The 26,298-nt window shown below is 60.4% G+C and carries 32 protein-coding genes; 14 read left to right on the plus strand and 18 right to left on the minus strand.

Annotated elements, in window-relative coordinates; translation table 11 throughout:
- Window positions 1–75 precede the first annotated feature (75 nt).
- Both BFN67_RS08050 and BFN67_RS08055 read left to right on the plus strand, forming a co-directional pair.
- Window positions 76–501, plus strand: coding sequence for an Hsp20 family protein (locus BFN67_RS08050; protein WP_080919109.1), 426 nt, complete (start codon window positions 76–78; stop codon window positions 499–501).
- Between the two features lie 62 nt (window positions 502–563).
- Window positions 564–833, plus strand: coding sequence for a BQ00720 family protein (locus BFN67_RS08055; protein WP_080919110.1), 270 nt, complete (start codon window positions 564–566; stop codon window positions 831–833).
- Between the two features lie 98 nt (window positions 834–931).
- Here the strand turns inward: BFN67_RS08055 and ptsN are convergent, their stop codons facing one another.
- From ptsN to lptC, 6 genes are all read right to left on the minus strand, one after another.
- Window positions 932–1,396 carry a PTS IIA-like nitrogen regulatory protein PtsN gene (ptsN, locus tag BFN67_RS08060; protein WP_080919111.1) on the minus strand — a complete coding sequence of 155 codons (465 nt, stop codon included), beginning with the start codon at window positions 1,394–1,396 and terminating at the stop codon, window positions 932–934.
- Window positions 1,397–1,447: 51 nt separating this feature from the next.
- Window positions 1,448–2,032 (minus strand): ribosome hibernation-promoting factor, HPF/YfiA family, encoded by a 585-nt coding sequence (gene hpf / locus BFN67_RS08065; protein WP_080919112.1) that lies wholly within the window; start codon window positions 2,030–2,032, stop codon window positions 1,448–1,450.
- A gap of 258 nt (window positions 2,033–2,290) precedes the next feature.
- Window positions 2,291–3,787 (minus strand): RNA polymerase factor sigma-54, encoded by a 1,497-nt coding sequence (gene rpoN, locus BFN67_RS08070; RefSeq protein WP_080919169.1) that lies wholly within the window; start codon window positions 3,785–3,787, stop codon window positions 2,291–2,293.
- Between the two features lie 98 nt (window positions 3,788–3,885).
- Window positions 3,886–4,698 carry an LPS export ABC transporter ATP-binding protein gene (gene lptB, locus BFN67_RS08075; protein WP_080919113.1) on the minus strand — a complete coding sequence of 271 codons (813 nt, stop codon included), beginning with the start codon at window positions 4,696–4,698 and terminating at the stop codon, window positions 3,886–3,888.
- Complete coding sequence (locus tag BFN67_RS08080; protein ID WP_080919114.1) at window positions 4,698–5,297, minus strand: LptA/OstA family protein; 600 nt, start codon at window positions 5,295–5,297, stop codon at window positions 4,698–4,700. Before BFN67_RS08080 ends, lptB begins: the two co-directional genes overlap by 1 nt.
- Window positions 5,284–6,003, minus strand: coding sequence for an LPS export ABC transporter periplasmic protein LptC (lptC, locus tag BFN67_RS08085; RefSeq protein ID WP_080919115.1), 720 nt, complete (start codon window positions 6,001–6,003; stop codon window positions 5,284–5,286). Before lptC ends, BFN67_RS08080 begins: the two co-directional genes overlap by 14 nt.
- Window positions 6,004–6,269: 266 nt before the next feature.
- On the opposite strand from lptC, the gene sppA reads away from it, so the two are divergent.
- The 10 genes from sppA to olsB all read left to right on the plus strand — a co-directional run bounded on the left by sppA (window position 6,270) and on the right by olsB (window position 15,976).
- Window positions 6,270–7,226, plus strand: coding sequence for a signal peptide peptidase SppA (gene sppA / locus BFN67_RS08090; protein ID WP_080919116.1), 957 nt, complete (start codon window positions 6,270–6,272; stop codon window positions 7,224–7,226).
- Window positions 7,227–7,306: 80 nt separating this feature from the next.
- A complete protein-coding gene (locus BFN67_RS08095; protein WP_080919117.1) occupies window positions 7,307–7,591 on the plus strand; it encodes an integration host factor subunit beta in 285 nt (94 codons plus the stop codon).
- A gap of 35 nt (window positions 7,592–7,626) precedes the next feature.
- Window positions 7,627–7,962: a LapA family protein gene (locus BFN67_RS08100; protein ID WP_080919118.1), complete on the plus strand. Its 336-nt coding sequence runs from the start codon at window positions 7,627–7,629 to the stop codon at window positions 7,960–7,962.
- 29 nt (window positions 7,963–7,991) lie between these two features.
- Entirely contained in the window at window positions 7,992–8,957 is a 966-nt protein-coding gene (gene lhpI, locus BFN67_RS08105; protein ID WP_080919170.1) for a bifunctional Delta(1)-pyrroline-2-carboxylate/Delta(1)-piperideine-2-carboxylate reductase, read from the plus strand.
- A gap of 101 nt (window positions 8,958–9,058) precedes the next feature.
- The gene (locus tag BFN67_RS08110; RefSeq protein WP_080919119.1) at window positions 9,059–10,141 is read left to right on the plus strand and encodes an RsmD family RNA methyltransferase; all 1,083 of its coding nucleotides are present in this window, start codon (window positions 9,059–9,061) and stop codon (window positions 10,139–10,141) included.
- Complete coding sequence (locus tag BFN67_RS08115) at window positions 10,138–10,968, plus strand: TrmH family RNA methyltransferase (protein ID WP_080919120.1); 831 nt, start codon at window positions 10,138–10,140, stop codon at window positions 10,966–10,968. Before BFN67_RS08110 ends, BFN67_RS08115 begins: the two co-directional genes overlap by 4 nt.
- Before the next feature lie 14 nt (window positions 10,969–10,982).
- The gene (gene lspA / locus BFN67_RS08120) at window positions 10,983–11,465 is read left to right on the plus strand and encodes a signal peptidase II (protein WP_080919121.1); all 483 of its coding nucleotides are present in this window, start codon (window positions 10,983–10,985) and stop codon (window positions 11,463–11,465) included.
- Between the two features lie 49 nt (window positions 11,466–11,514).
- Window positions 11,515–12,534: an acrylyl-CoA reductase (NADPH) gene (gene acuI / locus BFN67_RS08125; RefSeq protein ID WP_080919122.1), complete on the plus strand. Its 1,020-nt coding sequence runs from the start codon at window positions 11,515–11,517 to the stop codon at window positions 12,532–12,534.
- A 63-nt stretch (window positions 12,535–12,597) separates the two neighbouring features.
- Entirely contained in the window at window positions 12,598–14,880 is a 2,283-nt protein-coding gene (locus tag BFN67_RS08130) for a PAS domain-containing hybrid sensor histidine kinase/response regulator (protein ID WP_080919123.1), read from the plus strand.
- A 286-nt stretch (window positions 14,881–15,166) separates the two neighbouring features.
- A complete protein-coding gene (olsB, locus tag BFN67_RS08135) occupies window positions 15,167–15,976 on the plus strand; it encodes a l-ornithine N(alpha)-acyltransferase (protein WP_245295192.1) in 810 nt (269 codons plus the stop codon).
- A gap of 20 nt (window positions 15,977–15,996) precedes the next feature.
- Here olsB and BFN67_RS08140 read toward each other — a convergent pair whose 3' ends face one another.
- From BFN67_RS08140 to BFN67_RS24315, 3 genes are all read right to left on the minus strand, one after another.
- The gene (locus tag BFN67_RS08140) at window positions 15,997–16,629 is read right to left on the minus strand and encodes a trimeric intracellular cation channel family protein (protein WP_080919171.1); all 633 of its coding nucleotides are present in this window, start codon (window positions 16,627–16,629) and stop codon (window positions 15,997–15,999) included.
- Between the two features lie 217 nt (window positions 16,630–16,846).
- Complete coding sequence (gene grpE, locus BFN67_RS08145) at window positions 16,847–17,473, minus strand: nucleotide exchange factor GrpE (RefSeq protein WP_080919125.1); 627 nt, start codon at window positions 17,471–17,473, stop codon at window positions 16,847–16,849.
- Window positions 17,470–17,640 (minus strand): hypothetical protein, encoded by a 171-nt coding sequence (locus BFN67_RS24315; protein WP_158083493.1) that lies wholly within the window; start codon window positions 17,638–17,640, stop codon window positions 17,470–17,472. The genes grpE and BFN67_RS24315 overlap by 4 nt, the downstream gene beginning before the upstream one ends.
- A gap of 75 nt (window positions 17,641–17,715) precedes the next feature.
- Between BFN67_RS24315 and BFN67_RS08150 the strand changes: the two genes are divergently transcribed.
- A complete protein-coding gene (locus BFN67_RS08150) occupies window positions 17,716–17,910 on the plus strand; it encodes a hypothetical protein (protein ID WP_080919126.1) in 195 nt (64 codons plus the stop codon).
- A gap of 155 nt (window positions 17,911–18,065) precedes the next feature.
- Here the strand turns inward: BFN67_RS08150 and BFN67_RS08155 are convergent, their stop codons facing one another.
- The 5 genes from BFN67_RS08155 to BFN67_RS08175 all read right to left on the minus strand — a co-directional run bounded on the left by BFN67_RS08155 (window position 18,066) and on the right by BFN67_RS08175 (window position 24,200).
- Window positions 18,066–18,830 carry a phosphoadenylyl-sulfate reductase gene (locus BFN67_RS08155; RefSeq protein WP_080919127.1) on the minus strand — a complete coding sequence of 255 codons (765 nt, stop codon included), beginning with the start codon at window positions 18,828–18,830 and terminating at the stop codon, window positions 18,066–18,068.
- A gap of 11 nt (window positions 18,831–18,841) precedes the next feature.
- Window positions 18,842–20,293, minus strand: coding sequence for a siroheme synthase CysG (gene cysG / locus BFN67_RS08160; RefSeq protein ID WP_080919128.1), 1,452 nt, complete (start codon window positions 20,291–20,293; stop codon window positions 18,842–18,844).
- A 148-nt stretch (window positions 20,294–20,441) separates the two neighbouring features.
- Entirely contained in the window at window positions 20,442–21,191 is a 750-nt protein-coding gene (locus tag BFN67_RS08165; protein WP_080919129.1) for an SDR family NAD(P)-dependent oxidoreductase, read from the minus strand.
- A 69-nt stretch (window positions 21,192–21,260) separates the two neighbouring features.
- Entirely contained in the window at window positions 21,261–23,540 is a 2,280-nt protein-coding gene (locus tag BFN67_RS08170; protein WP_080919130.1) for a transglycosylase domain-containing protein, read from the minus strand.
- A gap of 219 nt (window positions 23,541–23,759) precedes the next feature.
- Window positions 23,760–24,200, minus strand: a complete 441-nt coding sequence (locus BFN67_RS08175; RefSeq protein ID WP_080919131.1) for a YidB family protein — start codon at window positions 24,198–24,200, stop codon at window positions 23,760–23,762.
- A 16-nt stretch (window positions 24,201–24,216) separates the two neighbouring features.
- Here BFN67_RS08175 and BFN67_RS24775 point away from each other — a divergent pair, with 16 nt between their 5' ends.
- Complete coding sequence (locus BFN67_RS24775; RefSeq protein WP_245295187.1) at window positions 24,217–24,786, plus strand: DUF982 domain-containing protein; 570 nt, start codon at window positions 24,217–24,219, stop codon at window positions 24,784–24,786.
- Window positions 24,787–24,850: 64 nt separating this feature from the next.
- Here BFN67_RS24775 and BFN67_RS23940 read toward each other — a convergent pair whose 3' ends face one another.
- From BFN67_RS23940 to BFN67_RS08195, 4 genes are all read right to left on the minus strand, one after another.
- Complete coding sequence (locus tag BFN67_RS23940) at window positions 24,851–24,997, minus strand: hypothetical protein (RefSeq protein WP_139789085.1); 147 nt, start codon at window positions 24,995–24,997, stop codon at window positions 24,851–24,853.
- A gap of 18 nt (window positions 24,998–25,015) precedes the next feature.
- Entirely contained in the window at window positions 25,016–25,270 is a 255-nt protein-coding gene (locus BFN67_RS08185; RefSeq protein ID WP_080919133.1) for a GlsB/YeaQ/YmgE family stress response membrane protein, read from the minus strand.
- A gap of 129 nt (window positions 25,271–25,399) precedes the next feature.
- Window positions 25,400–25,609 (minus strand): hypothetical protein, encoded by a 210-nt coding sequence (locus tag BFN67_RS08190; RefSeq protein ID WP_080919172.1) that lies wholly within the window; start codon window positions 25,607–25,609, stop codon window positions 25,400–25,402.
- A 60-nt stretch (window positions 25,610–25,669) separates the two neighbouring features.
- A complete protein-coding gene (locus BFN67_RS08195; protein ID WP_080919134.1) occupies window positions 25,670–26,296 on the minus strand; it encodes a ribonuclease D in 627 nt (208 codons plus the stop codon).
- Window positions 26,297–26,298 lie beyond the last annotated feature (2 nt).

Below are 26,298 nucleotides of genomic sequence, written 5' to 3' on the forward strand. Positions count from 1 at the left end.
AAACCATATCAGGGGCACACGGAAAAATGCCAATAGGGTTTCTCCGTAAATGTCGCTCTTGAGAGGACAACGCGAATGTCACGTATGACGCCCTTTTCCAGCCCGCTGCTTCTGGGCTTCGACGCAATGGAAAAGACGCTTGAACGCCTTGCCAAGAACGGCGACGGCTATCCACCTTACAATATCGAACGTCTGCCCGGAACCGATGACGTCGCCGAGTGCTTAAGGATAACACTGGCCGTGGCCGGCTTTGCCGAAAGCGATCTTGACATAACGGTCGAGGAAAACCAACTCGTCGTGCGCGGCCGCCAGAACGATGACACGGAGCGGGAATTCCTTCATCGCGGCATTGCTTCGCGCCAGTTCCAGCGCTGCTTTGTTCTGGCTGACGGCATGCGTGTTATCGCGGCAGACCTGCAAAACGGTCTTCTGTCGATCGACCTCGATCGGCCGGAGACTCAAAGGCTGGTACGGAAAATAAACATATCGGTGAAAGACTGATCTTTGCCGGTGGCTCTCACGCGAGGACGGCCCGAGCGGCGCCTCGCCGAAAGGAGGCTGAAATGACCAGTACTGAACAGAAATCATTGCAAACCCCGCCCATGTCCAATGGAGAATTCGCTCATCTTGGGGAGGGGTCGGTTGCCTATCTGAGGAAAGTCTCCAGCGACGACCTGCGTGGCCGTTTCCCCGGATTGACCGAGATTGGCCCCGGACTGGAGCTTTGGGCGCTGTTCGGCGCCAATGGTGAGCCGATTCTTCTGTCGGATGCCCGCGACCGTGCCTTGGCCGGCGCGATGGAAAACGACCTGGTAACCGTCGCCATTCATTAAGCGGCGAGTGCGTCGGCCGGAATTCCGGCCGACGGCAAAACCGAACAAACAGGGCCGCTCGCGGCGGCCCTTCCAAGTTCCAACCCAAAATCAGGCGGTCAGGCAGCGTGTGAGGCCTGTGTGTCCGACAAGAGCGCATGGATCGCGGCAGCGTCACGCGTACCCCGGATTTTGGCCACCGTATCGCTGTCGCGCAGTACGCGTGCAATGCGCGACAGCGCCTTGAGGTGATCGGCGCCAGCCCCTTCCGGCGCCAGAAGCAGAAATACGAGATCGACCGGTTGGTCGTCCAGAGCTTCGAAATCGACCGGCGTCTCCAGCCGCGCGAAAACGCCGCTGATATGGTTCACGCCAACCAGTTTGCCATGCGGAATGGCAATACCATTGCCGACGCCCGTCGAACCAAGCCGTTCGCGCTGCAGGATCGTCTCGAACACGTCGCGTTCCGGAATACCCACGATCGCGGCGGCCTTTTCGGAAAGCATCTGCAGAAGCTGCTTCTTGGAGTTGGCCTTGACGGCCGGCATGATCGCCGAAACGTCGAGCAGATCAGTCAAATCCATGCTGAAATCCCTTCTTCGCCTGCCTGCCGCCCTGTTGAGGGCAGCCGGGCCTTATCCCTGCGCGACCTTTGTGGTCGAGGGGTCGATCCAGCCGATGTTCCCGTCAGGCCGGCGATAGACGATGTTCAGATGCTCGTTCCCGGCATTACGGAAGACGAAGACAGGGCTGTCCTTGGTGTCGAGTTCGATAACCGCCGAGGCGACCGACATGGTTTTCAGGACCATTGTCGTTTCCGCTACGATTGCCGGGGCAAAATCTTCCGGAACGTCCTGATCGTCATCGGCCAGAGGCGCCATGACCGCATAGGCGATATCGGTGCCTTCGTCATTGGCGGCACCGGAACTGTGCGACTTCAAGCGGCGCTTATAGCGCCTTAGACGCTTTTCCAGGCGCTCAGCCGCCGCCTCGAACGCCGGGATGGCATCCAGCGCCTCGCCTGCCGCTTGCAATGACACGCCGGAATCGAGCCGCACCATGCAATCGGCACTGAACCGGGACGCAGACTTGATGATGGTGACATGGCCGGAAAAGCCTCGATCGAAATATTTCCCGATTGCATCCTCGATCCGCTCGTTGATGCGCGTACGCAGCGCGTCGCCGATATCCATATGTTTTCCCGCTATGCGCAGTACCATGTGAATACTGACCTTTTCTGCTCAGGCTTCGATTGTTCGGAGTTTATACCCGTGGTCCGTGCGTACAAGCTTTGCGACGCGTCATGCGCCGATTTTACGTCCGAACATTCACGACAGTCACACCGCCCCGCATTGACGCCACGGCGGGCAATCCACATGCGAGCGCCATGCTCACCTCATGCGGGCGGGCTTCTAGACACTTCCCCATGGCTTGTCAACGAAGCGCGAAGCCTGTGGAAAAACGCTATGTTTGCCGATTCAGCGACCGACACCGGCCAAAGCGCGTTTTTCACGTCGGCGCTGCACGGAAGACGCGATATTCATGGCTTCCCGATATTTGGCCACCGTGCGCCGGGCAATATCGATGTCATCGGCTTGCAGCGCCTCGACGATCGCGTCGTCGGACAAAATCTTTTCCGGTTTCTCGCCCTCGATCATTTGCCGGATGCGGTCACGCACCGCTTCCGACGAATGAGCTGCGCCGCCATCGGCCGCAGCAATCGACGCGGTGAAGAAATAGCGCAATTCGAACACGCCACGCGGCGTTAGCATGTATTTGTTGGCCGTCACCCGGCTGATTGTCGATTCATGCATGCCGATGGCATCCGCCACCGTCTTCAAATTCAGCGGCTTCAGATGACGCACACCATGAATGAGGAAGGCATCCTGCTGGCGCACGATCTCAGACGCCACCTTGAGGATGGTTTTCGCCCGCTGGTCGAGGCTGCGCGTCAGCCAATTGGCGTTTTGGGAACATTCGGCCAGGAAATCCTTTTCCGCCTGATCCTTCGCGCCGCGCGACACACGCGCAAAATAGACCTGATCGACCAGAACGCGCGGCAGGGTCGCTGGATTGAGTTCCACGGCCCAACCACCGTCACCGGCCGCGCGCACCTCTACATCAGCCACGATCAGGTCGCTGGCTCCGCCGGCAAAGGCCATGCCGGGTCGCGGATCGAGCGCGCGAATGTCAGCCAACATGTCCAGCAAGTCCTCTTCGTCGACGCCGCAAATGCGTTTCAACGCCTGGAAATCGCGCCGCGCCAGAAGGTCGAGGCGGGCAAGAAGCGCCTGCATCGCCGGATCGAGCCGATCGTGCGCGGCCAGCTGGAGAGCAAGGCACTCGGCCAGATCGCGAGCAAACAGGCCAGCCGGGTCGAATGCCTGACAGATGGAAAGCACTGCTTCCACAGTCGTTTCCTTGGCGCCGAGCCGTGCGGCGATCTCGGCAAGCTCGGCCCGCAGATACCCCGCCTCGTCCAGCCCATCGGCCAATTCCGCCGCGATCAGCCGCGAAACGGGATCGGCGATAGTGAGCGCAATCTGCTCAGTCACGTGATCGCGCAGCGTCACCGGTGCGGCCGTTGTCTCGGCCATGTCAAGAAAGTCACCGGAACCTGGCAGTCCGGCTGGCGCGGACCTCCACTGTGCAGCAAGATTCGGACCAATGTGCTGACTGGCACCCGGATCATCCGGAAAAAGATTTTCCAACGAGCTATCCAGCCTCTCGGCGATGGCTTCGGAAGTCCAGGCCTCCTCCTTTTCGCCAGCGGCTGTGGATTCAAAGATGTCACCGCCGATCGAATCGTCTGGTGTCTCAGCACGTTCCAGCAGTGGATTGCGCTCGATCTCCTCGTCGATGAAGCGCTCCAACTCGACACGGCTCATTTGCAGAAGCCGGATCGACTGCAGCAGTTGCGGCGTCATCACCAGCGACTGCGACTGCCTGAGCTGCAATTTGGCCGTCAGCGCCATCGTCGAACCCGAATGCTTCAAGGCAAAAGAAGAAGCCGACATAGAAACTGGCCCGACTTTTGCTTGTCAAGCACAAACGCAGCGCGACGCCGGTCAGTTTAAAGGGTAAAACCCTCGCCTAGATAGAGGCGTCGCACATCGACATTGGCCACGACTTCTTCGGGACGGCCGTGTGTCAGCACTTCCCCGGCATGAATGATATAGGCGCGGTCGATCAGGCCCAACGTCTCGCGCACATTATGGTCGGTAATCAGCACGCCGATGCCGCGCGCCGTTAAATGCCGCACCAATTGCTGGATATCGGCCACCGCGATCGGATCGATGCCGGCGAATGGCTCGTCGAGCAGCATATAGGCCGGACGAGTCGCCAGCGCGCGGGCGATCTCAAGCCGCCGCCGCTCACCACCCGACAGCGACATTGAAGGTGCCTTGCGCAGATGGCTGATGTGAAACTCTTCGAGCAATTCGTCCAGACTCTTCTCGCGCTCCTTGCGGCTTTTCTCGATCACTTCGAGAACGGCGCGGATATTCTGTTCGACACTCAACCCCCGGAAAATCGAGGCTTCCTGCGGCAAATAGCCGATACCCAGACGCGCGCGCCGGTACATCGGCATCGAGGTCACGTCATAGCCGTCGATCTCGATAGCGCCTTCATCCACCGGCACCAGGCCCGTGACCATGTAAAAGCACGTCGTCTTGCCGGCGCCGTTCGGCCCGAGCAGACCGACAGCCTCGCCTGCCCGCACGCCGAGCGACACGCCGTTGACGACTTTGCGCCCCTTGTAGCTCTTGGTCAGGCCGCGTGCGATCAGCGTACCCTTGAGCTTGTCGGAGCCGGGTCGGGAAGCTGGCCCGGCCTTACCCCCGGCCGTTCGTTTCGCCAGTCCTGCTATGGAGAACGCCCCCATCATTATTTCTGGGAGTTCGGCGTCAGCGACATCATGACCCGGCCGCCACAGGCATCGACCTGTGCCAGCCCAGTCTTCATCTGCACGGTCAGCTTGCAGCCGACGAGAACATTCGGGCCCTGTGACAGCACGACCTTCTTGCCTGACAGAACCAGCACTTCCGTCTTCATGTCGAACGTGCCGCGATCCCCGGTCGCGACCTGGTCGTTCGACTTGATATAAACCTTGTCGTCCACCTCGATATGATCGATGTTGGCCGAACCGGTCATTGCCGACCCCGCGCTTGCATTACCTTGGGTATCGCCCCCGGCGTCCGTACCGGCCTTGTCTTCGCCCTTTCCGTCCTTGACATAATAGACGAGCATCTTGCCGGCCTTGAGCAAAGTCGGCCCCTGCACGACACTGACATTGCCGGTAAAGATGGCCAGGCTCTGATCCTGATGAACCTCGAGCTTGTCGCTCTCGATCTGGATCGGCTTGTCGCCGCTCAGTTTTAACCCCGACATGCTGCTGGTGGTCGACTGGGCAAACGCCGGAACCGCCGCCACCAGCGACAGCGCGGAAACGAGCACCAGACGCCGCATAGAATTAGTGAACCCCATCTCCGCTCTCTTTCTTGTTGGCCGCCTTCGCCTTGGCGGGATAGATATTAACGTGCACATTGTCGTCGAAGATCAGCACCTTGCCGTGATCTTCCACCGTCATTGCATCGGCGGTAATCCGCGAATCCGGACGACTGATCTCCACGGGCTTATCGGTCTTCATATTGCCTTTGCCGATATCGAGAAAGGCCGATTGCAGTTTCACCACCAAGCCATCGCTGGTTTTCACCGTCACGTCCCGGTCCAGGTCGAGCGTATTGGTCTCCCGATTATAGATGCCATGCGGTGCATCGATCGCCGCCGTCGTCTTGGCATCGATCGGCAGTTTGGCGTCGATCCCCTCCAACTCGATAACATTTTCGTTCTTGGGATCCTGGATAGCGCGAAGGGCCGTCATGGAATAGGGAAGATTCTTCTTGGTCATCCCCTCCAGCTTCGGATTGGCCATCACCAGTTTGCCGTCCGAGAACGCACTGCCGTCCGCCTTTACCGGAATGGCGGCCGGCGTGACCAGATAGGAATAGACCGGAAAGGCAATCGCGATGGCGACGGCAAGCAGCGGAACCGCGAATTTCAGCACGCGCACACGCCTGGAATGCCGCTGCGCCCGGCCAAAGGCACTCGAACGTGCGGGCACGACGGCGGGGTCGGCTGCCGCGTTCAATACGTCATCGGCGTCGGCCATCTCGCTCGATCGCGCCAACATGAATACTTTTCCTTAATTTTTCACCGGACGAATATCGTCCCATAGTTCGGTTCTCGAAAGTCTTTAAACACGAACGCGAGCAGAAAAACCGCAAAAATATGGCCTTATTCCAGGATCAAGCGCCCTCACGGGGGACGCTTGATCGAGAAACGCATACACTATCGGTCGTCAGGTTTCGAGCCCCTGCCCTGCGTGCCTGAAACCGGTAGCCGTTGACGAGCGCATGTTCTAGAACCATGTCTGGCTGCCGAACATGAGGTTTGAGCATGGCATTGAGAGCCGACGATTTGATCGACCGCCGCCGTTTGCGGCGCAAACTTACCTTCTGGCGCGCCCTCGCGACGCTCATCGTGGCGCTATGCCTGGTCGCGTTCGGATTCTGGTTCTATGAGGGTGAGAGCGGCGCCAAGTCCGTCGATCACATCGCCAAGGTCAAGATCGAAGGCACGATCACCCAGGATGACGAGTTGCTGCGGCGGCTGGAAGCGATCCGCAAATCGCCGCGCGTCAAGGGCGTCATCCTGGCCATCAATTCACCCGGCGGCACCACAACCGGCGGTGAAACCACTTTCGAGGAAATCCGCAAACTGGCCGCCGAAAAGCCGGTCGCCGCCGAGGTCGGTACTCTAGCCGCATCCGCCGCCTATATGATCGCCAGTGCCACCGACCATATAGTCGCGCACAAGTCCTCCATCGTCGGCTCGATCGGCGTGCTGATCGAATATCCCGACATTACCGGCCTGATGGACAAGCTGGGCATCAAACTGGAGGCGATCAAATCCTCACCGCTCAAGGCCGAGCCTTCACCTTTCACGCCGACATCGGACGCTGCGCGCGAAATGGTGCGCAAGCTCATAATGGACAGCTATGATTGGTTCGTCAGCCTTGTCGCCGAGCGTCGTCATATGAGCCGCGAACAGGTGCTTGAACTAGCCGACGGCTCGATCTTTACCGGCCGCCAGGCACTCGCCAACAAGTTGATCGATGCCGTAGGCGGCGAGGACGAGGCGGTCGCATGGCTGGCTACCAAGGGTGTTGATCCGAAAATCAAGGTCGTCGAATGGAAAGATACCGAAAGCGGCGGCGGGTTCCTGTTCTCCAAGGCCGTTGTCAAAACCCTAGGCCGCGTGTTCGGTCTTTCCGACCCAACCGGCGACATCCTTCGTGAATTGGGTAGGGATCGCTTGTTCCTTGACGGTCTGGTTTCGGTCTGGCACCCTTGACAGGGTTCCGGCGAGAGTGAAAAAAGCAAATAAAATCATTCGCATATTTTTGTCCGCACCGTTTCTGAGGGACCGCTCGCATGATCAAGTCCGAACTTGTGCAAATCATCGCATCGCGCAATCCGCATCTGTTCCTGCGTGACGTCGAAAACATAGTCGGCGCCGTTTTCGACGAAATCACCGAAGCGCTCGCCGAAGGCAATCGCGTCGAACTGCGTGGCTTCGGCGCCTTTTCGGTGAAAAACCGCCCCCCTCGCACCGGCCGCAACCCCCGCACCGGCGAATCTGTCGAGGTCGAGGAGAAATGGGTACCGTTCTTCAAGACCGGCAAGGAATTGCGCGAAAAGCTGAACATGGACAAATAGGGGCGCGAACCCTGATCGGCACGGAAAAGGGCATCATGTTCAGGCGTTTTTTGCTCATCGTCATTCTGGTGCCGCTGGCGGTCATCCTCATTGCGCTGGCGGTTGCCAATCGCCAGATGGTTGCTTTCACGCTTGACCCGTTCAATCCGGGCAACCCGGCGCTGACGCTTACCCTGCCCCTCTTCATCTTCTTGTTCCTGATGCTGGTGATCGGCATGGTCATCGGCGCGGCCGTCACCTGGCTCCGGCAGGGGCGTTATCGCAAGCAGGCACGCCAGCGCGGCGTGGAAGCCGAGAACCTGCGCCAGGCTATCAAAAGGGCACCTGCGGCACCGTCGCAAGCCGCCATTCCACCTGGTCCGCCGGCATAGACCGGGTGAATCGCTTTACGGAGACCACCATGCTTACCATTTCGGCCGCCGACGTCGATCGCGCGCTCACATTTCCCGGCCTCGTCGAAACGCTGCGCACGGCCTTCCGCGAGGGCGCCGTCCAGCCTGTGCGCCATCATCACACTGTCGAACGCATAAAAGGCGCGGATTCCACCTTGCTGCTGATGCCGGCATGGACCAATTTCCAGGCTGAGGGCGCTTCAAGGCAGGGCCATATCGGCGTCAAGATCGTCACCGTCTCGCCCGACAACAACGCCATTGGGAAACCCGCCGTGATGGGTCTCTATCTGCTGCTGGAGGGCGTAACTGGCGAACCCTGCGCGCTGATCGACGGTCAACGGCTAACGCAATGGCGCACAGCCTGCGCTTCGGCGCTCGCCGCCTCCTGGCTTGCCCGCGAGGATTCGGCGCGCCTGCTTGTTATCGGCGCTGGTGCCGTGGCGCAATTCCTGGCGCGCGCCCATGCGGCTGTCCGTCCGATCGAAACCATCCGCATATGGAACCGCACGACCGCCAATACGGCGAAACTCGTGGAACAACTTCGCTCCGAAGGCCTCAATGCCGAGGCAGCCTCAGACCTCGACGCGGAATTGGCCGAGGCCGATATCGTCGCGTCCGCCACCATCTCGCCTACCCCGCTGATCAAGGGCGCGCTGCTGAAGTCTGGCACCCATGTCGATCTGGTCGGCGGCTTCACGCCGGAACTGCGCGAGGCCGACGACGACGCCATCCGGCGTGCCCGCGTCTATGTCGACACCCGCGCCGGCGCCACCAAGGAAGCGGGCGACATCGTGCAGCCGCTGGCGTCGGGTGTTTTGAAGCCGGAAGCGATCGTCGGCGATCTCGCCGAACTGGCACGCGGCGAGAAAAAGGGTCGTGAAAGCGCCGGCGAGATCACTCTGTTCAAATCGGTCGGCGCTGCGCTGGAAGACCTTGCCGCTGGCATCGCCGTCTACCGCGCACTCAAATCCTGACGTCTGCCTCGGTCCGTCATTGCCCGCACATCCGCCTGTTTATTGCGTGGCCGAGTGGGCTATGCCAAAAGCGGAGCCGACCGCTCTGGAGACGCCACGTCTTGAAACCTTCCCGCGACAGGAAAACGCGCGAAAAGCCAGCCCATGGGCAAAATCGTGCCGGCCATCGCCAGTCTCGTCCTGCCAAGGGAATTGCGCCACCGCCTGCAACGCACGATGTGCCGCGCGAAGACAGGCACACACAGCCGAAGGCTCCAGCACGCCCAGTCATCCGCCGTCAGGGCGAGTTGCCCGCTGAACGCCTGCCAGTAATTCTCGAAGTGGCGCCCAATGACGATTATGCCCTGCTCGACAGCGGCGATGGGCGCAAGCTGGAGCAATACGGTCCCTATCGCATCGTGCGGCCGGAGGGGCAAGCGATCTGGCAACCGGCATGGCCGCAAAAGGAGTGGGACCAGGCCGACGCCACCTTTACCGGCGATACCGACGAGGAAGGCATGGGCCGCTGGCGCTTTCCCAAGGCACCGCTTGGCGAGACGTGGCCGATGAAGCATGACGGCATCGATTATCTCGGCCGCTTTACCTCATTTCGCCATGTCGGCGTCTTTCCCGAACAGGCCTCGCATTGGGACCACATGGCCGCGCTGATCACGCAAGCCAACCGCCCGGTGAAGGTGTTGAACCTGTTCGGCTATACAGGCCTTGCCTCTCTCATAGCCGCGCGTGCCGGCGCAGAGGTGACCCATGTCGATGCCTCGAAAAAGGCAATCGGCTGGGCCCGGGAAAATCAGGAGATCGCGCGTCTCACAGACAAGCCGATCCGCTGGATCTGCGAGGACGCAATGAAATTCGCCGAGCGCGAGGAACGGCGCGGCAATGTCTATGACATCATCCTGTTCGACCCGCCCGCCTATGGACGCGGGCCGAAGGGTGAAGTGTGGCAGTTGTTCGAGGACCTGCCGGCGCTGACCGACATCTGCCGGTCGATCCTGACGCCGAAGCCGCTCGCGGTGGTGCTGACGGCCTATTCGATCCGCTCCTCCTTCTTCGCAATCCATGCGCTGATGCGCGACATCTTCGCCGACATGGGCGGGGTGGTGGAATCGGGCGAACTCATCATCCGCGAAAAATCGGCGGGCCGCGCGCTTTCGACATCCCTCTTCTCACGGTGGCTGGCAAAATGAGCGAGCATCGCGCAGTCGGCCGGGTGAAGGAAGTCACCAGCCTTTCAAACCCGCTGGTCAAGGACATCAAGGCGCTGGCGCTGAAGAAATTCCGTGACCAGCAGCATGCCTTCATGGCAGAGGGGCTGAAACTAGTCATCGACGCACTCGATCTCGGCTGGCAGATCAAGACCTTGATTTTTGCCAAGGCCGGCATCGGCAATCAGGCGGTGGAGAAAGTGGCGGCACGCACGGTGGCCAGCGGCGGCGACGTACTGGAAGTGTCGGAGAAGGTGCTTTCAGCCATCACCCGCCGCGACAATCCGCAAATGGTGGTCGGCGTCTTTTCCCAGCAATTCATGGCCTTGAAGGACATTCGCCCCAAGGCGGGCGATGTCTGGGTCGTTCTCGACCGGGTGCGCGATCCCGGCAATCTCGGCACCATAATGCGCACGGTGGATGCTGTCGGCGCCAAGGGCATCATTCTCATTGGCGACACCACCGACCCATTTGCGGTGGAAACGGTACGTGCCACCATGGGATCGGTGTTCGCCGTGCCGGTGACCAAGGCCACGTCCGAGCAATTCCTCGCTTGGCGCAAGGGCTTTAGCGGCCTCGTCGTCGGCACGCATCTGAAGGGCACGGTCGATTACCGCTCGGTCGATTTTTCGGGCAAGCCCGTCGTGCTCATGATGGGCAACGAACAGCAGGGCCTGCCCGACACGCTGGCCGAAAGCTGCGACCGGCTGTTGCGTATTCCGCAGGCCGGGCGCGCCGATTCGCTCAATCTCGCCATCGCCACCGGCGTCATGCTTTATGAAATCCGCCGTGACGCGCTGAAACTGTAGGCCGTAGAGAAATCGTGAGGAAACTCGTTCCCTATATCGTGCTGGCGATTGTCGCCGTTCTTCTCGACCAGTGGATCAAGCATCTGGTGGAGACGGGGCTAAGCCTGCAGCAACCGGTCGAACTCCTGCCCTTCCTGGCGCTTTATCGCACCTACAACACCGGCATCGCCTTTTCGATGCTGTCTTCCCTTGGCGATACCGGCCTGATCGTGGTGGCGCTGGTCGTCGTCGCCTTCGTGCTTTATCTGGCAGTCCGTACCGCGCCAGGCCAGGTGCTTTCGCGCATCGGCTTTGCGCTGATCGTCGGCGGCGCGCTGGGCAATCTGATCGACCGCGCCGTCTATGGCCATGTCATCGACTATATTCTCTTCCACACGCCGGTCTGGTCCTTCGCCGTGTTCAATCTTGCCGATGCCTTCATCACCCTGGGCGCAATCCTCGTCATATTCGACGAATTCATCGCTTGGCGCAGGGAATCCCGCCCCTCAGAAGATTGACCCGGTCGATCCGGAAACCCAAACTTCGCCGATCAGCCAGGAGAAGAAAATGTCCGAAACCTTCAAAGCCATTCTGGTTTCACGCGACGACGACAAGAAGCAATCCGTTGCGGTGGCGGAACTTACTGAAGCCGATCTGATGGAAGGCGATGTCACCATTACGGTCGAAGCAACCACGGTGAACTACAAGGACGGGCTGGCGATTACCGGCAAAGCGCCGGTGGTGCGCCGCTGGCCGTTGATTCCGGGAATCGACTTCGCCGGTACGGTGCTGTCTTCCTCTCATCCGGATTGGAACACGGGCGACCACGTCATCCTGAACGGCTGGGGCGTGGGCGAGACGCATTATGGCGCCTATGCCGCCCGCGCCCGCGTCAATGGTGACTGGCTGGTGCCCTTGCCGGGTAAAATGAGCGCGCATGACGCGATGGCGGTCGGCACCGCCGGCTATACCGCCATGCTGTGCGTTATGGCGCTGGAAAGTCATGGTATCACGCCCGAGCGCGGCCCGGTGGTTGTCACCGGAGCCGCCGGAGGTGTCGGTTCAGTCGCCATCTCCATCTTGTCGAAGCTCGGCTATCACGTCATTGCCTCAACCGGGCGGTCGGCGGAAGCCGAATACCTGACCGGCCTGGGTGCTGCCGAAATTATTTCGCGAGAGGAACTTTCCGCCCCCGGCAAGCCTCTCGGCAAGGAACGCTGGGCAGGCGGTGTCGATGCGGTCGGCTCCATGACATTGGCGAATGTCCTCTCCATGACCTCCTATGGCGGCGCGGTTGCTGCTTGCGGCCTGGCAGGGGGGATGGATCTGCCCGCCACCGTCGCGCCGTTCATTTTGCGTGGCGTGTCGCTGCTCGGCGTGGACTCGGTGATGGCGCCAAAGGCGCTCCGGCTGGAAGCGTGGAAGCGCATCGGGTCGGACCTCGATCTCGGCAAGCTGAAAGCATTGTCCACGACAATCGGCTTCGATGGCATAATCGATGCCGCTCACGATATTGTCGAAGGCAAGGTCAGGGGCCGCTTGGTCGTGGATATGCAGAGAGCGCCGGGCCACACTCCAAAAGTGTAGAACGTTTAAAATTCGAACGTTCCGGCAAAACCTTCTCTAATCTTGATCTGGCATGGGTTCCGCATGGGCGCGGGAACCACCACTAACACGAAAGATGAACGAGAAGTCGCCGCGGCAGCGGAGATTTCGTCAAGCCGCCGGTATATTCCGATCTCGCCGCCGTTAGTGCCGGACTATCCGCAAATCGCATCACGCAACGCGTCTGTACTGATACCCGCGGCTATCGGAGTGTTCGCCGGTCTCGCTTATATCCAGACGGCACCGCTTCTTATGGTCGTAGGCCTGCTGGCGACGAGTGCCGCGGCTATTGCACTGCAACTCATTACCCGTCGAGCGGAGCAGCGCGCGCAAACGCGTCATAGCGAGGCTGCGGCTCATAGTCAGGCCGAAATCGAGAAGTTGGCCGACCGCGTGTGGGAAATGCAGGAAAGCGTGGAGCGTTTCCGCGGACTGATCGACGCACTCGGCGATCTCGTCGTTCATCGCGACCGCCAGGGCCGCATCGTCTATGCCAATAAGGTCTTTGCCGATATCGTCGGCATCGATCAGCATGTTTTGAACGGCATGAATCTTGACGAATTGGGCATCGAGATCGGCCTCGTTCCCGAAGCCGCCTTTTTCGATCAAGAATGCCTCAGTTCCTCCGATGTCAGCATTCGCACCGCAAATGGCCGGCGCTGGTATTCATGGATCGAACTTTCGGTGCGCGACAAGGATAGCGGCATCGTTTCGCACCGAGCCATCGCACGTGACATCACCGCACGCAAGAACGCGGAATCCTCGCTGATCGTCGCGCGTGAGCGGGCTGAATATGCCAGTCAGGCCAAATCGCGTTTCCTCGCTACCGTGTCGCACGAGATTCGCACGCCGATGAACGGCATCATGGGCATGGCCAAGTTGCTCACTGATACCAGGCTGTCCGCCGAACAGCGCACCTATGTCGGTGCCATTTCCACCTCCGCCAGCGCCCTTCTCGCGCTGATCGAAGACCTTCTCGACTATTCCAAGATCGAGGCCGGCCGCTTCGATCCGGAGCCGCAGCCGATGTCGCCACGCGAGATCGCTGGCAATATCGTCGAACTGCTGGCCACGCGTGCCTATGGCAAGGGTATCGGCCTCGCCTGCCTTGTCGATCCCGACGTGCCGGAACTGTTTACTGCCGATCCGGGGCGCGTCAGGCAAGTCCTGCTCAATCTGGTCGGCAATGCGATCAAATTCACCGATGAAGGTGGAGTGCTGGTAACGGTCGAACGGATTCACGCCGAAACCGGCGACCGAATCCGCTTTGCCGTAATCGACACCGGAGTTGGCCTGCGACAAAGGGATCTCGAGCGCGTTTTCGAGGAGTTCGAACAGGGTGACGGTTCTTCCACACGCCGGCATGGCGGCGCCGGGCTTGGACTTGCCATATCTCGCCGGTTGGTTGGCGCCATGGGCGGCACGATGGGTGTGTCGAGTAGACTCGGCAAAGGCTCGGAATTCACCTTCGAACTTCCGGCAGCGGAAGCGACGGAGCCGCCGCTCTATTCACCCACGGCGCTTGCAGCCCGGCGGATCGTCATTCTGTCAAAGAACAGTGTCGAGGCAGAAGCCATCGCTGCTATTATAGAGGTGATTGGCGGGGTGGCTATCATCGCCACGACAGCCGCATCGGCCTCAGAGAATGCAGCGGGATGTGACACGCTGCTGGTCGACGCCGAACTGGAATCAAGCGGCGGAAAGGTACTGGAGCGCCTGCGACGAACCGGATTTGCGGACTGTGAGGCCATGACACTGATCGCCCCGTCTGACCGGGGGCGCCTCGATGATTTCCGCGCCAAGGGATACACGACCTTCCTGGCAAGGCCGGTGCGTGGCGAGACGCTGATGCGCGCACTTCTGGCGGGTTACAGGACGGTCGGCACACCCGAAATGGAAAGCGGCGAAATGCCGATTTCGCAGGCGGCGCAAAATCGCCGCACAGGCCTTTCGGTGCTGATTGCCGAGGATAATGACATCAACGCCATGCTGGCGCGTGCAGCACTCGGCAAGGCCGGGTGTAGTGTTGACGTCGTCGACAACGGCAAGGCGGCGGTGGAAGCGGTGACGGCGCCGGTCGACAATCGGCGCTATGACGTGGTGCTGATGGACCTACACATGCCGGTCATGGACGGATTAGACGCCATTGCCGCAATCCGCCGCCATGAAGAGGAAAATAGACTGCCGCCGATTCCCATCATGGTGCTTTCCGCAGACAGCCAGGAAAAGACACGCCAGCTCGTGCTCGCCCATGGCGCCAGCGGCTTCCTCACAAAGCCCTTGGATCCACACAGATTGACACTTTCAGTGCAGGAACAGGCGGCCTGAGAACCGCGCATTGATCCGGATGTGAGTTCGCGGCATCGCCTCGCCCGGAATCCGCGACGCGCCGGAAAAACGCCGCTCTGGCGCGCCACATACCCGCCAATCTTGCGCTATTGTTTGCTCCTCACGCCGTATCACGGTAGTGTCACAATCCTGTTGCACCACCAGCGTATCCCCGCGCCGAGAGGGATGGCTCGAAGGAGGATCACTCGTGCAGTCTGCGACGCCGCAAAGTGAAACCCATGCGAAGCCCAGCGGTGTCGTCGCTTCGACAACGAAAGGAAGCGACATCTTCTCCGGCACTGCGTTGGGCCGCATTGGTAGCCTTGAGGTCCGCCTCGCCAGCAGCGAGGCCGAGATCGCCGCAGCGCAGGAAATTCGCTATCGCGTTTTCTACGACGAACTGGGTGCCCGCAAGGGCATGTTGCACGCGCTCGACCACCGCGACCGCGACCGCTTCGATCCGCTTTGCGATCACCTTCTGGTCTTCGATACCAGCATCAACGGCCCTGAGCATCGGCGCATCGTCGGTACTTACCGCCTCCTCAGGCAGGAATCCGCCGCCGCCGCCGGCGGCTTCTATACCGAGGACGAATTCGATCTGAGCGGGTTGGTGGCGCGCCATCCGGGTCAGCGTTTTCTCGAACTTGGCCGCTCCTGCGTCCTGCCCGAATACCGTTCAAAGCGCACTATTGAAGTGCTTTGGCAGGGCATCTGGGCCTATGTGAACCATTACGACATCGGCGTCATGACCGGCTGCGCCTCTTTTCACGGCACGGTGCCTGCAGCCCATGCCGAGGCACTGACCTATCTTGCCCATCATAGCCGGACGCCTTCATTGTGGGATGTGCGGGCGCTGCCCGCACGCTATTGCCCGATGGACATGATGCCCATCGAGGCGGTAAACGCCAAGGCGGCAATCGCGGCCATGCCGCCGCTGGTCAAGGGCTATTTGCGCATCGGCGCGCGTGTCGGCGACGGCTGCGTCATCGATCACGATTTCTGCACCGTGGATGTCTGCGTAGTGCTGCCGGTTCAAGAAATCAGCGCGCGCTACGTCAATTACTACGGCAGCGAGGCGCAGCGCTTCGCGGCATAGCCGTTTTGCTGCATCGGACCCTATGGAATGTCGTCGGGATGCCGGCCGGGGCGGCCTTTATAGGCCGGAAACGTCCAGCCGAACCTGAGCGCTCCGCCACGTACGATAAAAGCCGCCACGAAGCCCAGTATTGACGCCAAGAGTGGCGCCAAGCCGGCAATGTCGGCGCCGGTATAGACGGCGGCACCAATGAGTGTCGCCGTGACATAGATTTCCGGCCGCAACAACACAGACGGCTCGCCGGCGAGCAAATCACGCAATATGCCGCCGAATGTCGCCGTCAGCATGCCGGTAATGATTGCGACAGAGACCGATCCGGTGACGACAAGGCCTTTGGCTGCGCCCATCACCGAAAAAGCCGAAATACCGACCGCATCGAGCCATAACAGGAGTTTGTAACGAGATTCGAAGCGATGCGCCGTCAAAAACACCAGCACGGCTACAGAAGCGCAAATCCACACATAATCACGGTTTATCACCCAGAATACCGGAATGCCGAGGATGAGATCACGAAACGTACCGCCGCCGATACCGGTCACGCTGGCGAGAAACAGAAAGCCGATGATGTCGAGTTCCTTGCGCGAGGCCGCCAGCGCGCCCGTCGCCGCGAAGACGGCGACGCCGGCATAGTCGAGGAAGGTAACGAAAGGCATGGCCGGCCAGGAAGACAGCAAAGGATTGCGGCAAGGTCGACGAAGAACAAGGAAAGCGCAAGGGGCACATCGCCTTGTCCTGTTCACCCATTCCCGCCCTTCGCCTTTTGCCAACACCTCGCGACTAAAGCAGGATGACGTCGAGTTGGCCGCCATCTCGCTTTAAACTTTTGATTTACAGCATGATCTAATCGCCTGCGATTTTTCGGATCAGGCTCTATTGGGTATTGCCCTCATCCGAGCCCTCTGCCGGTGGGTTCGCATCGGCTGCCGGTTTGGAGCCGCCCTTGGCAACGCCCACCATCGCCGGCCGCAACACCCGTTCACCGATCGAATAGCCCGGCTGCACCACCTGCACGACCGTGCCGGCCGCAACTTCTGGGTTCGGCACCTCGAACATCGCCTGATGGAAGTTCGGATCGAATTTCTCACCTTCGGGCGCGAGTTTCTTCACGCCATGACGTTCAAGCGTCGAAAGCAACCCGCGAGCGGTGATGTCCACGCCTTCAATCAGTGCCTTGAAGCCGGCACCGCCCGATTCTCTGGCCTCGGCGGGGATCGCCTCCAGCGCGCGTTGCAGATTGTCGGCGACTTGCAGCATGTCGCGCGCGAAATTGGCGATCGCGTAAGAGCGCGCATCATGCACATCGCGGACAGTGCGGCGGCGCAGATTTTCCATCTCGGCAGCGGCGCGCAGCGCCTTGTCCTTCAGTTCTTCATTTTCCTTCAACAGCCGCATGAGTGCTTCGTAGTCGTCCTCGACGCCGCCTTCCGCACGCTCGGCCATGGCCTCCGTCGCCTCGTTCTGGTCGGGCGCGTGTTCGTCTTTTGCCTGGTCGCTCATTGCCGTTTTCCACTATCTTGAACGGTTTGGGGATCGTGCCCGATATCGAGGTTCATGGACCAAAAATCAAGGGTTGGAACCTCACGAAGCGTGATGCGCTGCGTTCCGATATGTGCATATGCCGGATCATTCCATATTAATTCAAAGTTTACCGTGTTTTCGCTCATTGCTTGCGGCCGAATAGCTTTGCGGGAACCATGTCGGGATCGGGGGAGTTTCGAAGTCGAAAGGATTTTGAGACAATGGCCGGCAGCAGCGCCAACAAGCATGACAGGCTTTCCGCCGAAATCAGACGTCAGTTCGGCGACGAGGCGACCTCGCGTTTCGTCCAAACGCTACCGACTTTCAAGGTCGTCGCCGACATTCCCGAACACATGCGCACCCTTCTGAAAAAGTTACAATATGCCGAGGAAACAAGCGACTGTAACGGTCGCTAGAGCATTTTGCAGCCAGACAGAATCGTCTGGCGCCGCACAAATGCGGCTAAGGAAATCAAGCCGGATGTACACTCACTGCACGAAGAACGCATCAGGTTGGTCGAGCTTCGGAATAGCTCAAAATCCGGACTCCGCTTTCGATCCGATGTCCTGATTTATAGCGAAGCGTCAGTCAGCGATTTCTCCAATCCGGAGAGGTGGATGCCGCACTCGGTCTTGGCTTGACCGGCCCAGCGGCCGCTGCGCGCGTCTTCACCCGGCTTCACCGGTTGTGTGCAAGGAAAGCAGCCAATCGACAGATAACCGTATGCAACCAACGGATTTTCACGCAGGCGATGAGCGCGCATATAGTCGGCCTGATCAGTCGTCGTCCAGCGCGCCAGCGGATTGATACGGATGCGCGAGCCAACAGCCTCGAAGACCGGGAGCATCGCGCGCGTCGAAGCCTGAAAACGCTTGCGTCCGGTAAACCACGCCTGAAACGGCTCCACTCCACGCGCCATCGGCTCCACCTTGCGCACCGCGCAGCAAGCCTCGACATCCGTTTCGTGCAGCCGGCCGGTCGGGTCGATGCGCTCCAGCGTGGCGGGATCCGGCTCGATCACGCGAATATCAGTCAGGCCGAAATCGGCGGCCAGGGCATCGCGATAATGCAGCGTTTCCTCGAAATGCTTGCCGGTATCGAGAAAGATCACTGGCAGATGACGGTCTACCTCGGCGATCAGGTGCAGCAGCACTGCCGAATCCGCGCCAAAAGACGACACCGCAGCGATCGCGCCCGAAAATAGTGTACCGAGCGAGCGTTCGACGATGTCATGCGCGGAAAGATGGCCATAGAGGGCATCCAACCCCGCCGCTTCGGCGCCGATCCCTGCCTCGACTTCGCTGATCTGTCCGAGTTGCCTGGCCTTCTGTTCCATGGGATGGTCCCTCAAGCGTCAGTCGGCATGGTGCCAACGGAGGTCGGCATGGCGCTCCGACGGCCAGCCAACGGTTCCGAACCGGCGAAATTCGCACCAGCCACGGCATCGCCGATGATGGTCATCACCGGACCGGAAAGATCGATGCGCTGCTCCAGCGATGGCAGGTCGGCCAGCGTGCCGTGAAAACGGCGACGGCCGGACAGGCTGGCATTCTCCACCACCGCGACAGCCGTATCAGGCGACAGGCCGGCGGCGATTAGCCGCTCGGCCACTTCCGCAGCCACGGAGCGCCCCATATAGACGGCGACGGTCGCGCCGGAAACAGCAAGCCGCGCCCAGTCCGGCAGGGTCGAGCCCTTGAGATCGTGGCCGGTGGTGAAGACCATTGAGGAGGTGATGCCGCGCAGCGTCAGGGGCAGTTCGAAATCGGCAGCGGCGGCAAAGGCGGCGGTCACACCCGGCACCACCTCATATGAGATACCGGCATCGCGCAACGCCGCCATCTCCTCACCGGCACGGCCGAACACCAGCGGATCGCCGCTTTTGAGCCGCACCACGCGCTTGCCGGCGCGGCCAAGCCGCACCAGAAGCGCGTTGATCTCGGCTTGCGTTTTCGAATGGCAGCCCTTGCGCTTGCCGACAGAAATGCGTTCGGCATCACGCCGGCCCATGGCGACAACCGGCTCCGGAACCAGCGCATCATAAAGGATCGCGTCGGCTTCCATCAAAAGCCGTTGGGCACGCAGCGTCAGAAGGTCTTCCGCGCCGGGACCGGCCCCGACCAGCGCAATATGGCCGCCGGTCTTGGCCCCTGAAAGCAGAAGGTCGATCGCCTTGTCGTGAGCCTCGGCGACCCGGCCAGCTTCTGCAGCGCGCGCTGGCGCACCTGTAAAGAAATCGCGCCAGAAACGACGGCGCGCATTGCCTTTCGGCAACAGGCTTTCGGCCGTGCCGCGCAAGGACGCCGCAAGGCTTGCGAGGGAGCCGAGCGAGGGAGACAGCATCCAGTCGATACGGGCGCGGATCATCTGCGCCAGCACCGGCCCCGCCCCCTCCGTACCGACGGCTATGGCCACCGGCGCGCGGTTCACCAAGGCGGGGGTGAAGAAATCGCACAATTCCGGCCGATCCACGGCATTGACGAGGATGCCCAGCCGGCGCGCATCCGAAACGACACGCCGATCCAGTTCTTCCTCTCCGCTAGCCGCGAAGACAAGCGCAGCGCCTTCGAGCCGGGAAGTTTCATAAGGCCCGGCGATATGGGACACTTCATTCGCTGCAATCCAGGCCAGCAAATCCGGCGCCACCATCTCCGCGACGATGCGAATATCGGCTGATGACTGAGCGATCAGTCGCGCCTTGGCCAAGGCCTCCTCGCCGCCGCCGACGATGACAACCGGGCGGCCTTCCACGCGCATGAATACGGGAAAGGCGTTGAGCTTAGGCGTCGTCTGCGGCATTGCGGTAAAACCCTGAACAGGCTGGAATTTCTAGCCGTGTTCAGGGAAAGTCTGAAGAAACGCGCTCGCGTGATCACAACTTGCCGACAATCGCTTTTCTGAAAGCGTTCGACAGCGAAGAATAAATTTCCGCCAGGCCGATCATGCCTCAGACATGCTGCCCGCCATTGATATGGATCTCCGAGCCGTTCACATAGGAGGCTTCGCCCGAGCACAGGAAAAAGATCGTATCGGCAACTTCACCCGTTGTGCCGAGGCGGCGCAATGGGATGGATTCGACGATCTTTTCCGTGCCCGGCGACAGGATCGCGGTGTCGATCTCTCCCGGCGCGATGGCATTGACGCGAATGCCGTGCGGGCCGAAATCATGTGCCATCTCGCGTGTCAGCGAGCCGAGGGCGGCCTTGGATGTCGCATAGGCCGTGCCGGCGAATGGATGCACCCGCGTGCCGGCAATCGAGGTGACGTTGAGGATCGAGCCACGCGCCGCAGAAAGCTCAGAGAAGAGACCACGCGCCAACATGATGGGTGCAAAGAAATTGACCTGGAATACATGGCGCCACACATGCATTGGCGTATCGATGGAGTTCATACGGTCGCCACTGGCGAGTTTTGGCGAAATTCCGGCATTGTTGATCAGCGCATTAAGCTGCCCGCCATGCGCCTTCAGCCGGTGGCGAATCTCCGAGACGGCGACGCCGACATCCTCCGGATCGGTCAGGTCGACGCGGATATGATCCTCCGGTCCTGCCGGCCACGGGCAATCTTCGGCGAAAGCCTGCCGTGAACAGGTGATGACACGCCAGCCTTCGCGTGAGAAGCGCTTGACCGTGGCATGACCGATACCTCGGCTCGCCCCCGTCAGCACGATTGTCTTTCTTTTGTCGGTCTCGGTCATGGCGTCTGTGTCTCCGGCCCGACGATGTAACCGAACACGGTGATGCTGGCGAGGCCATTTACGATAAAGCTATCCGCCGGACAAAATGTCCAGGATCGATGTCTGCCGGGTCTTGCGACGGCCGCCGACATTACCGGGGGGCACAGGATGGCCGATCGAACCGGTGGACGCACCATCTGCCGGCATGCCGAAATCTCCCCTCGCATTGGCTTCGGCCGTACCCACGGCACGCTGCGGCACGGGAGTTGGCTCCCTCGACACCGGCGCCGGTATGGACGGCGCCATTCGGCGGGAAGGTTCCCCGACATTGGCCATCGGCACATCGGCAGGCGGCATTTCGTCAGGTACGATCCTGTCGGACGGCGTCGATTTCCAGGTTCCTGGCAGCGGTCTCGGTGGAATGCCCTTATGTGCCGCAATCATGAATTCATGCCAAGCCTCCGCCGGCAGAGAACCGCCAGTGACATGTTTCATGGCGTGGCCGTCATCATTACCGAACCACACGCCGGTAGTCAGGTTTGCAGTGTAGCCGACGAACCAGGCATCGCGCGAATTCTGGCTGGTCCCGGTCTTGCCGGCCGAAGGCCAGCCGAAAGCAGCCCGCTTGCCGGTGCCGGCCTCGACGGTGCCCTCCAGCATGGAATTCATCATGCCAACGACTTGCGGACTGATGACACGCGGCGCCTTACCGCCATCATTCGAGTAGAGAACCTTGCCATTAGCGGTGGTGATCCGGCGAATGAAATGCAATTCCGGCCGATAGCCGCCATTGGCGAAGGGCACATAGGCGGCGGTCAGTTCCAGCGGCGTCACCTCCGACGTGCCGAGCGCAATCGACACATTGGTCTTGAGATCGGACTGGATGCCCAAGCGGTGCGCCACCTCGACCACGGCCTTCGGCCCTACCTCCATGGCAAGCTGTGCAGCTACCGAATTGAGCGATTTGGCCAGAGCGGTGGCCAGCGTGACCTTGCCGTAATATTTGCCGCCGTAATTGTCCGGCGTCCAATTGCCGATCTTGATAGGCGCATCGTTGCGAACACTATCGGGCGTACGGCCGGCTTCCAGCGCCGCCGTGTAGACAAACGGCTTGAAGGCGGAACCCGGCTGGCGGTGGGCATCGGTTGCCCGGTCGAACTGGCTTGCCGAATAGTCGTAGCCCCCCACCATGGCGCGGACCGCTCCGCTGCTGTCGATCGCCACCAGTGCGGCCTGGCTGACTCCACGCTTCTTGCCGTTCTTGTCGATCAGGTCGCGGATCGATTTCTCCGCCGCCTTCTGCAAGGTGAGATCGACCGTTGTATCGATGACGATGTCGCCCTTCACATCGCCGATCAGGTCCGGCAACTTGTCCATAATGGTATCGGCGACATAGTTTTCCGAGCCCGTCCAATAGGAAGGCGCATGCGTTGCCGGCGTGCTCTCGGCATGAGCCAGTTCTTTGGCGCTGATCATGCCTTCCTCGCGCATGGCCGCCAGAACCAGTTGCGAACGCTCCTCGGCCGCTTTGGGATCATGCGCGGGCGAAAGCCGCGAAGGCGCTTTGAGCAGGCCGGCGAGCAAAGCGGCTTGCGACAGCGAAACGTCGCGCGCGCTCTTTCCAAAATAGCGCTGCGACGCCGCCTCCACCCCATAGGCGCCGGAGCCGAAATAGACCCTGTTGAGATACATCTGCAGTATCTGGTCCTTGGTGTATTTATGCTCCAGCCATAATGCGAGCAGCATCTCCTGCACCTTGCGCTCGATCGTCCTGTCAGGTTCCAGGAACAGGTTCTTGGCAAGCTGCTGGGTCAGCGTCGAACCACCCTCCGAAAGGCGGCCTTCCAACACATTGGTCGCCATGGCGCGCGCCAGCCCGATCGGATCGATGCCGAAATGCGAATAGAAGCGCCGGTCCTCGATGGCGACGACAGCTTCGGGGATATAGGGTGACATGTCGCCAAGGCCGACCGCCTCGCCGCCGCTCATGCCCCGATTGGCAAGCAGGTGGCCGTCCGCCGAGACGATCTTGATGTTGGGTGCCCGATCCGGAATGGTCCAGGTGGTTGCTGCCGGCATCTGAGCACCGTAATAGACGACGATGCCGGCAACGGCGATACCGCCCCAGATTGTCAGAACGAAGCCCCAATAGGCCAGCCGCCCAAAAAGGCCGACTATACCTAGACTGCGCTTCTTGCTACGGCGGCGTCCGCGCGCCACGGGTTTCGATTTGGATGATTTGCGGCCGGTAGACGATTTACGATTGCTCGGCACGACGCGATCCTCTTCGCGCACCGAAAAGCCCGACGCCGCCGTCTTCGGCGGGCCATCGAAGCTGGGCTCGATGCGTTTTTCCCTGCGATCCGCCATGCGTTAAGCTGCGTCTTCCTCATGCGATGGCGCTCGGACTGGACAGTAGATGCGGCGATTTAAGGGCGAGTTAAGGCAGGGCTTTACCAACCGGCTGGAAACAAACCAGCATTTGTCGACCATATAGCCGGGCCATAAGGCCGATCGTATGGCCCAAAACAAAAGAGACGCCATTCAGCGGAACGGCGTCTCCTCGATAATCATGGCAAAAGGGCTTTTTCAGGCTCGCCCGCTGGCCTCCAGATTGCCCATCAGCCTGGCCAGATCACCGCTCGGCATCTTTCCATCCGGGGTGAGTTCGTTCACCGCATCCGGAAGGTCCTTGGTCAGACGTTCGATCAATTCGTCACGCGATAGGCCCGTCTGCGCCGACAATGCGTTCAACGTATCGGGATCAATAGCCTGTTCGACATGGGCACGATCGAGCGTCCTGTTCGGGCCGGTTCCGACCCAGGAATCCACATGTTCGCCAGCGCCATTTGTCTTGAACCGATCGAGAATATCGTTCAACGCATCTGACAACCCGCCACCGCTATCTGCCTCAGCGCCACTCGGGTCGCTTGATGACTTGCCGGTGAGCAATTCGCCGATCTTGTCGCGGTTCTTGTAGGCCAGCACACCCAATAGTGCGATGGCGACATTCTTCAGATTCAGGCTCATTTCCGGAACTCCCTCGTTGGGTCACTTTAAGTCGTCCGGCGGCAAAGAGTTCCAACCTGAAGGCCGTCGCTGCAATCGCCGCGGCGGAGATGTTTGTTCGGAATGCCGCCAAGGGCAAGGGATTTTCACTGCCGACCCGGCCGATCGTCCGGCTTTCTCCGCATGCACCCTGCCTACCGCTTACGCATACCCATTTCCCGAATTATATGTAATCATATGGAACCAATGGCGTGAAAACGCATTGTTTACCATTACCAGTTTGTGCGACCAGCGGAGGAAGGACATGAATCGTCTGCAATTCTTTTCGTCCGTGCGGGTGTCGCGCGGAAGTGGTCATCCTGTCGAAGATATCGAAAATGTCGCCGAGGCATTGGCCTTTTTGCGCGAATGGCCAGTCGGACGGCGCGGACCAGTCTATCGTTGCGCCTTCAATTGCTGCAGCGCCGCCATGGCCATGCAAATGACGGCGGAAGAGGCCCGGAAATCATTTACCGGCTTTGCCCGCATTACAGGGCTGTTGGTGGACAGCGGCACACCGCCGCTGCCGGTTGGACGCGAAGCCAAACCCGGAACGCTGGCGCATTAGAGCATCGGACCGAAAAAGAGCTTGAGGTCGCTCTCATTTAGAACTGCTGCCATTGCTGCGCGACTCAGTTCTTCTGGATGGAGATGCCGTTGTCGTCGATTTTCAACTCGACGCCTTCGGGGCGATGTTCCTGGCGATAGGTATAAATTCCAAGCGCAATCACCACGACGACCAGCGCGCCGATGACGAGATAAAGCGTATTGCGATCCATGAGGCCCTCCGTCTCCCGTCAGGCGGATTTGACCAATCGGATCAGAACCAGCAAGACCACCGCGCCGACAACCGCCTGTATGATAGCGGCCAATATGCCACCGCCCAGAGGCAGGCCCACAACCGGGAACAGCCATCCGGCAATCAATGCGCCGACGATGCCGACAACGATATTTCCGAGTAGTCCGAAGCCGTAGCCCTTGACGATCAAGCCCGCCAGCCACCCGGCTATGGCACCGATAATAATGAAGACAATAAGGCTTTCAATACCCATGCTCGTCCCTCCAATGGACGGAAGCTGAACGCGAAACGGGCTTCGAATCAGCTTCCGGTTCCGACAACCAACAGATTAGGGGAAAGACGTGTTCGAAGCCAGCCAACGCAACTAAAGCGCGACACAAGCCTACTGGTCCTCATCATCCGCTGAGGCGGGGCGCCAGCTTGTCGGTTCGATTTTCTTTTGCGTCGTGCTGTCGGTAAAGGCCCACCACCCGCCATTGCCCGCGTCCCAGCGCGCAAGCGACTCGTTCGCAACACCGTCGCCGTCGACCCAATAGACGGTAACCTCCGATCCGTCCTTCGGCGCGGTGGAGATTGGCTGCCTATTCGACACGATCATCCCTCCTTCAATCCAATGTCCGGCACAACGCGCCCGCAACCGTGCGGTTCCGGCTCAACTATGCGCGAAGATGTCCTCTTCGTCCCAACCCATCAGGTCAAGCCTGGCGCGGGTCGGCAGGAAGCGGAAGCAGGCATCGGCCTCCCGGGCACGCCCGTCACGGGCGAGCCGCGCGGCCAGAACCTCGCGCAGTCGATGCAGATAAAGTACATCAGAAGCGGCATATTCGAGTTGCTCGGGCGAAAGTGCCTCGGCCGCCCAATCCGACGATTGCTGCTGCTTGGACAGGCTGATGCCCAGCAATTCGCTGCAGATGTCCTTCAGCCCATGGCGGTCGGTATAGGTGCGGGTCAGCCTCGACGCGATCTTGGTGCAAAACACCGGCTCCGCCATTATCCCGAAGGCATGGTAAAGCACGGCGATATCGAAGCGGCCATAATGAAACAGCTTGGTGATCTTGCGGTTCCTCAGCAGGCTGACGAGGTTCGGCGCGCGCTTCTGACCCGGTGCGATCTGGATAACGTCGGCGCTGCCGTCGCCGGGCGAAATCTGCACCACGCACAACCGGTCGCGATGCGGCTTCAGGCCCAGCGTCTCGGTGTCGATGGCCACCGCCTCGACATTGTAATGCGAAAGATCGGGCAGATCGTTCGTGTGAAAGCGGATATTCGTGTTCGTCATGA

The organism is Manganibacter manganicus (genome assembly GCF_002075885.1).
GTDB classification, from domain to species: domain Bacteria; phylum Pseudomonadota; class Alphaproteobacteria; order Rhizobiales; family Rhizobiaceae; genus Mesorhizobium; species Mesorhizobium manganicum.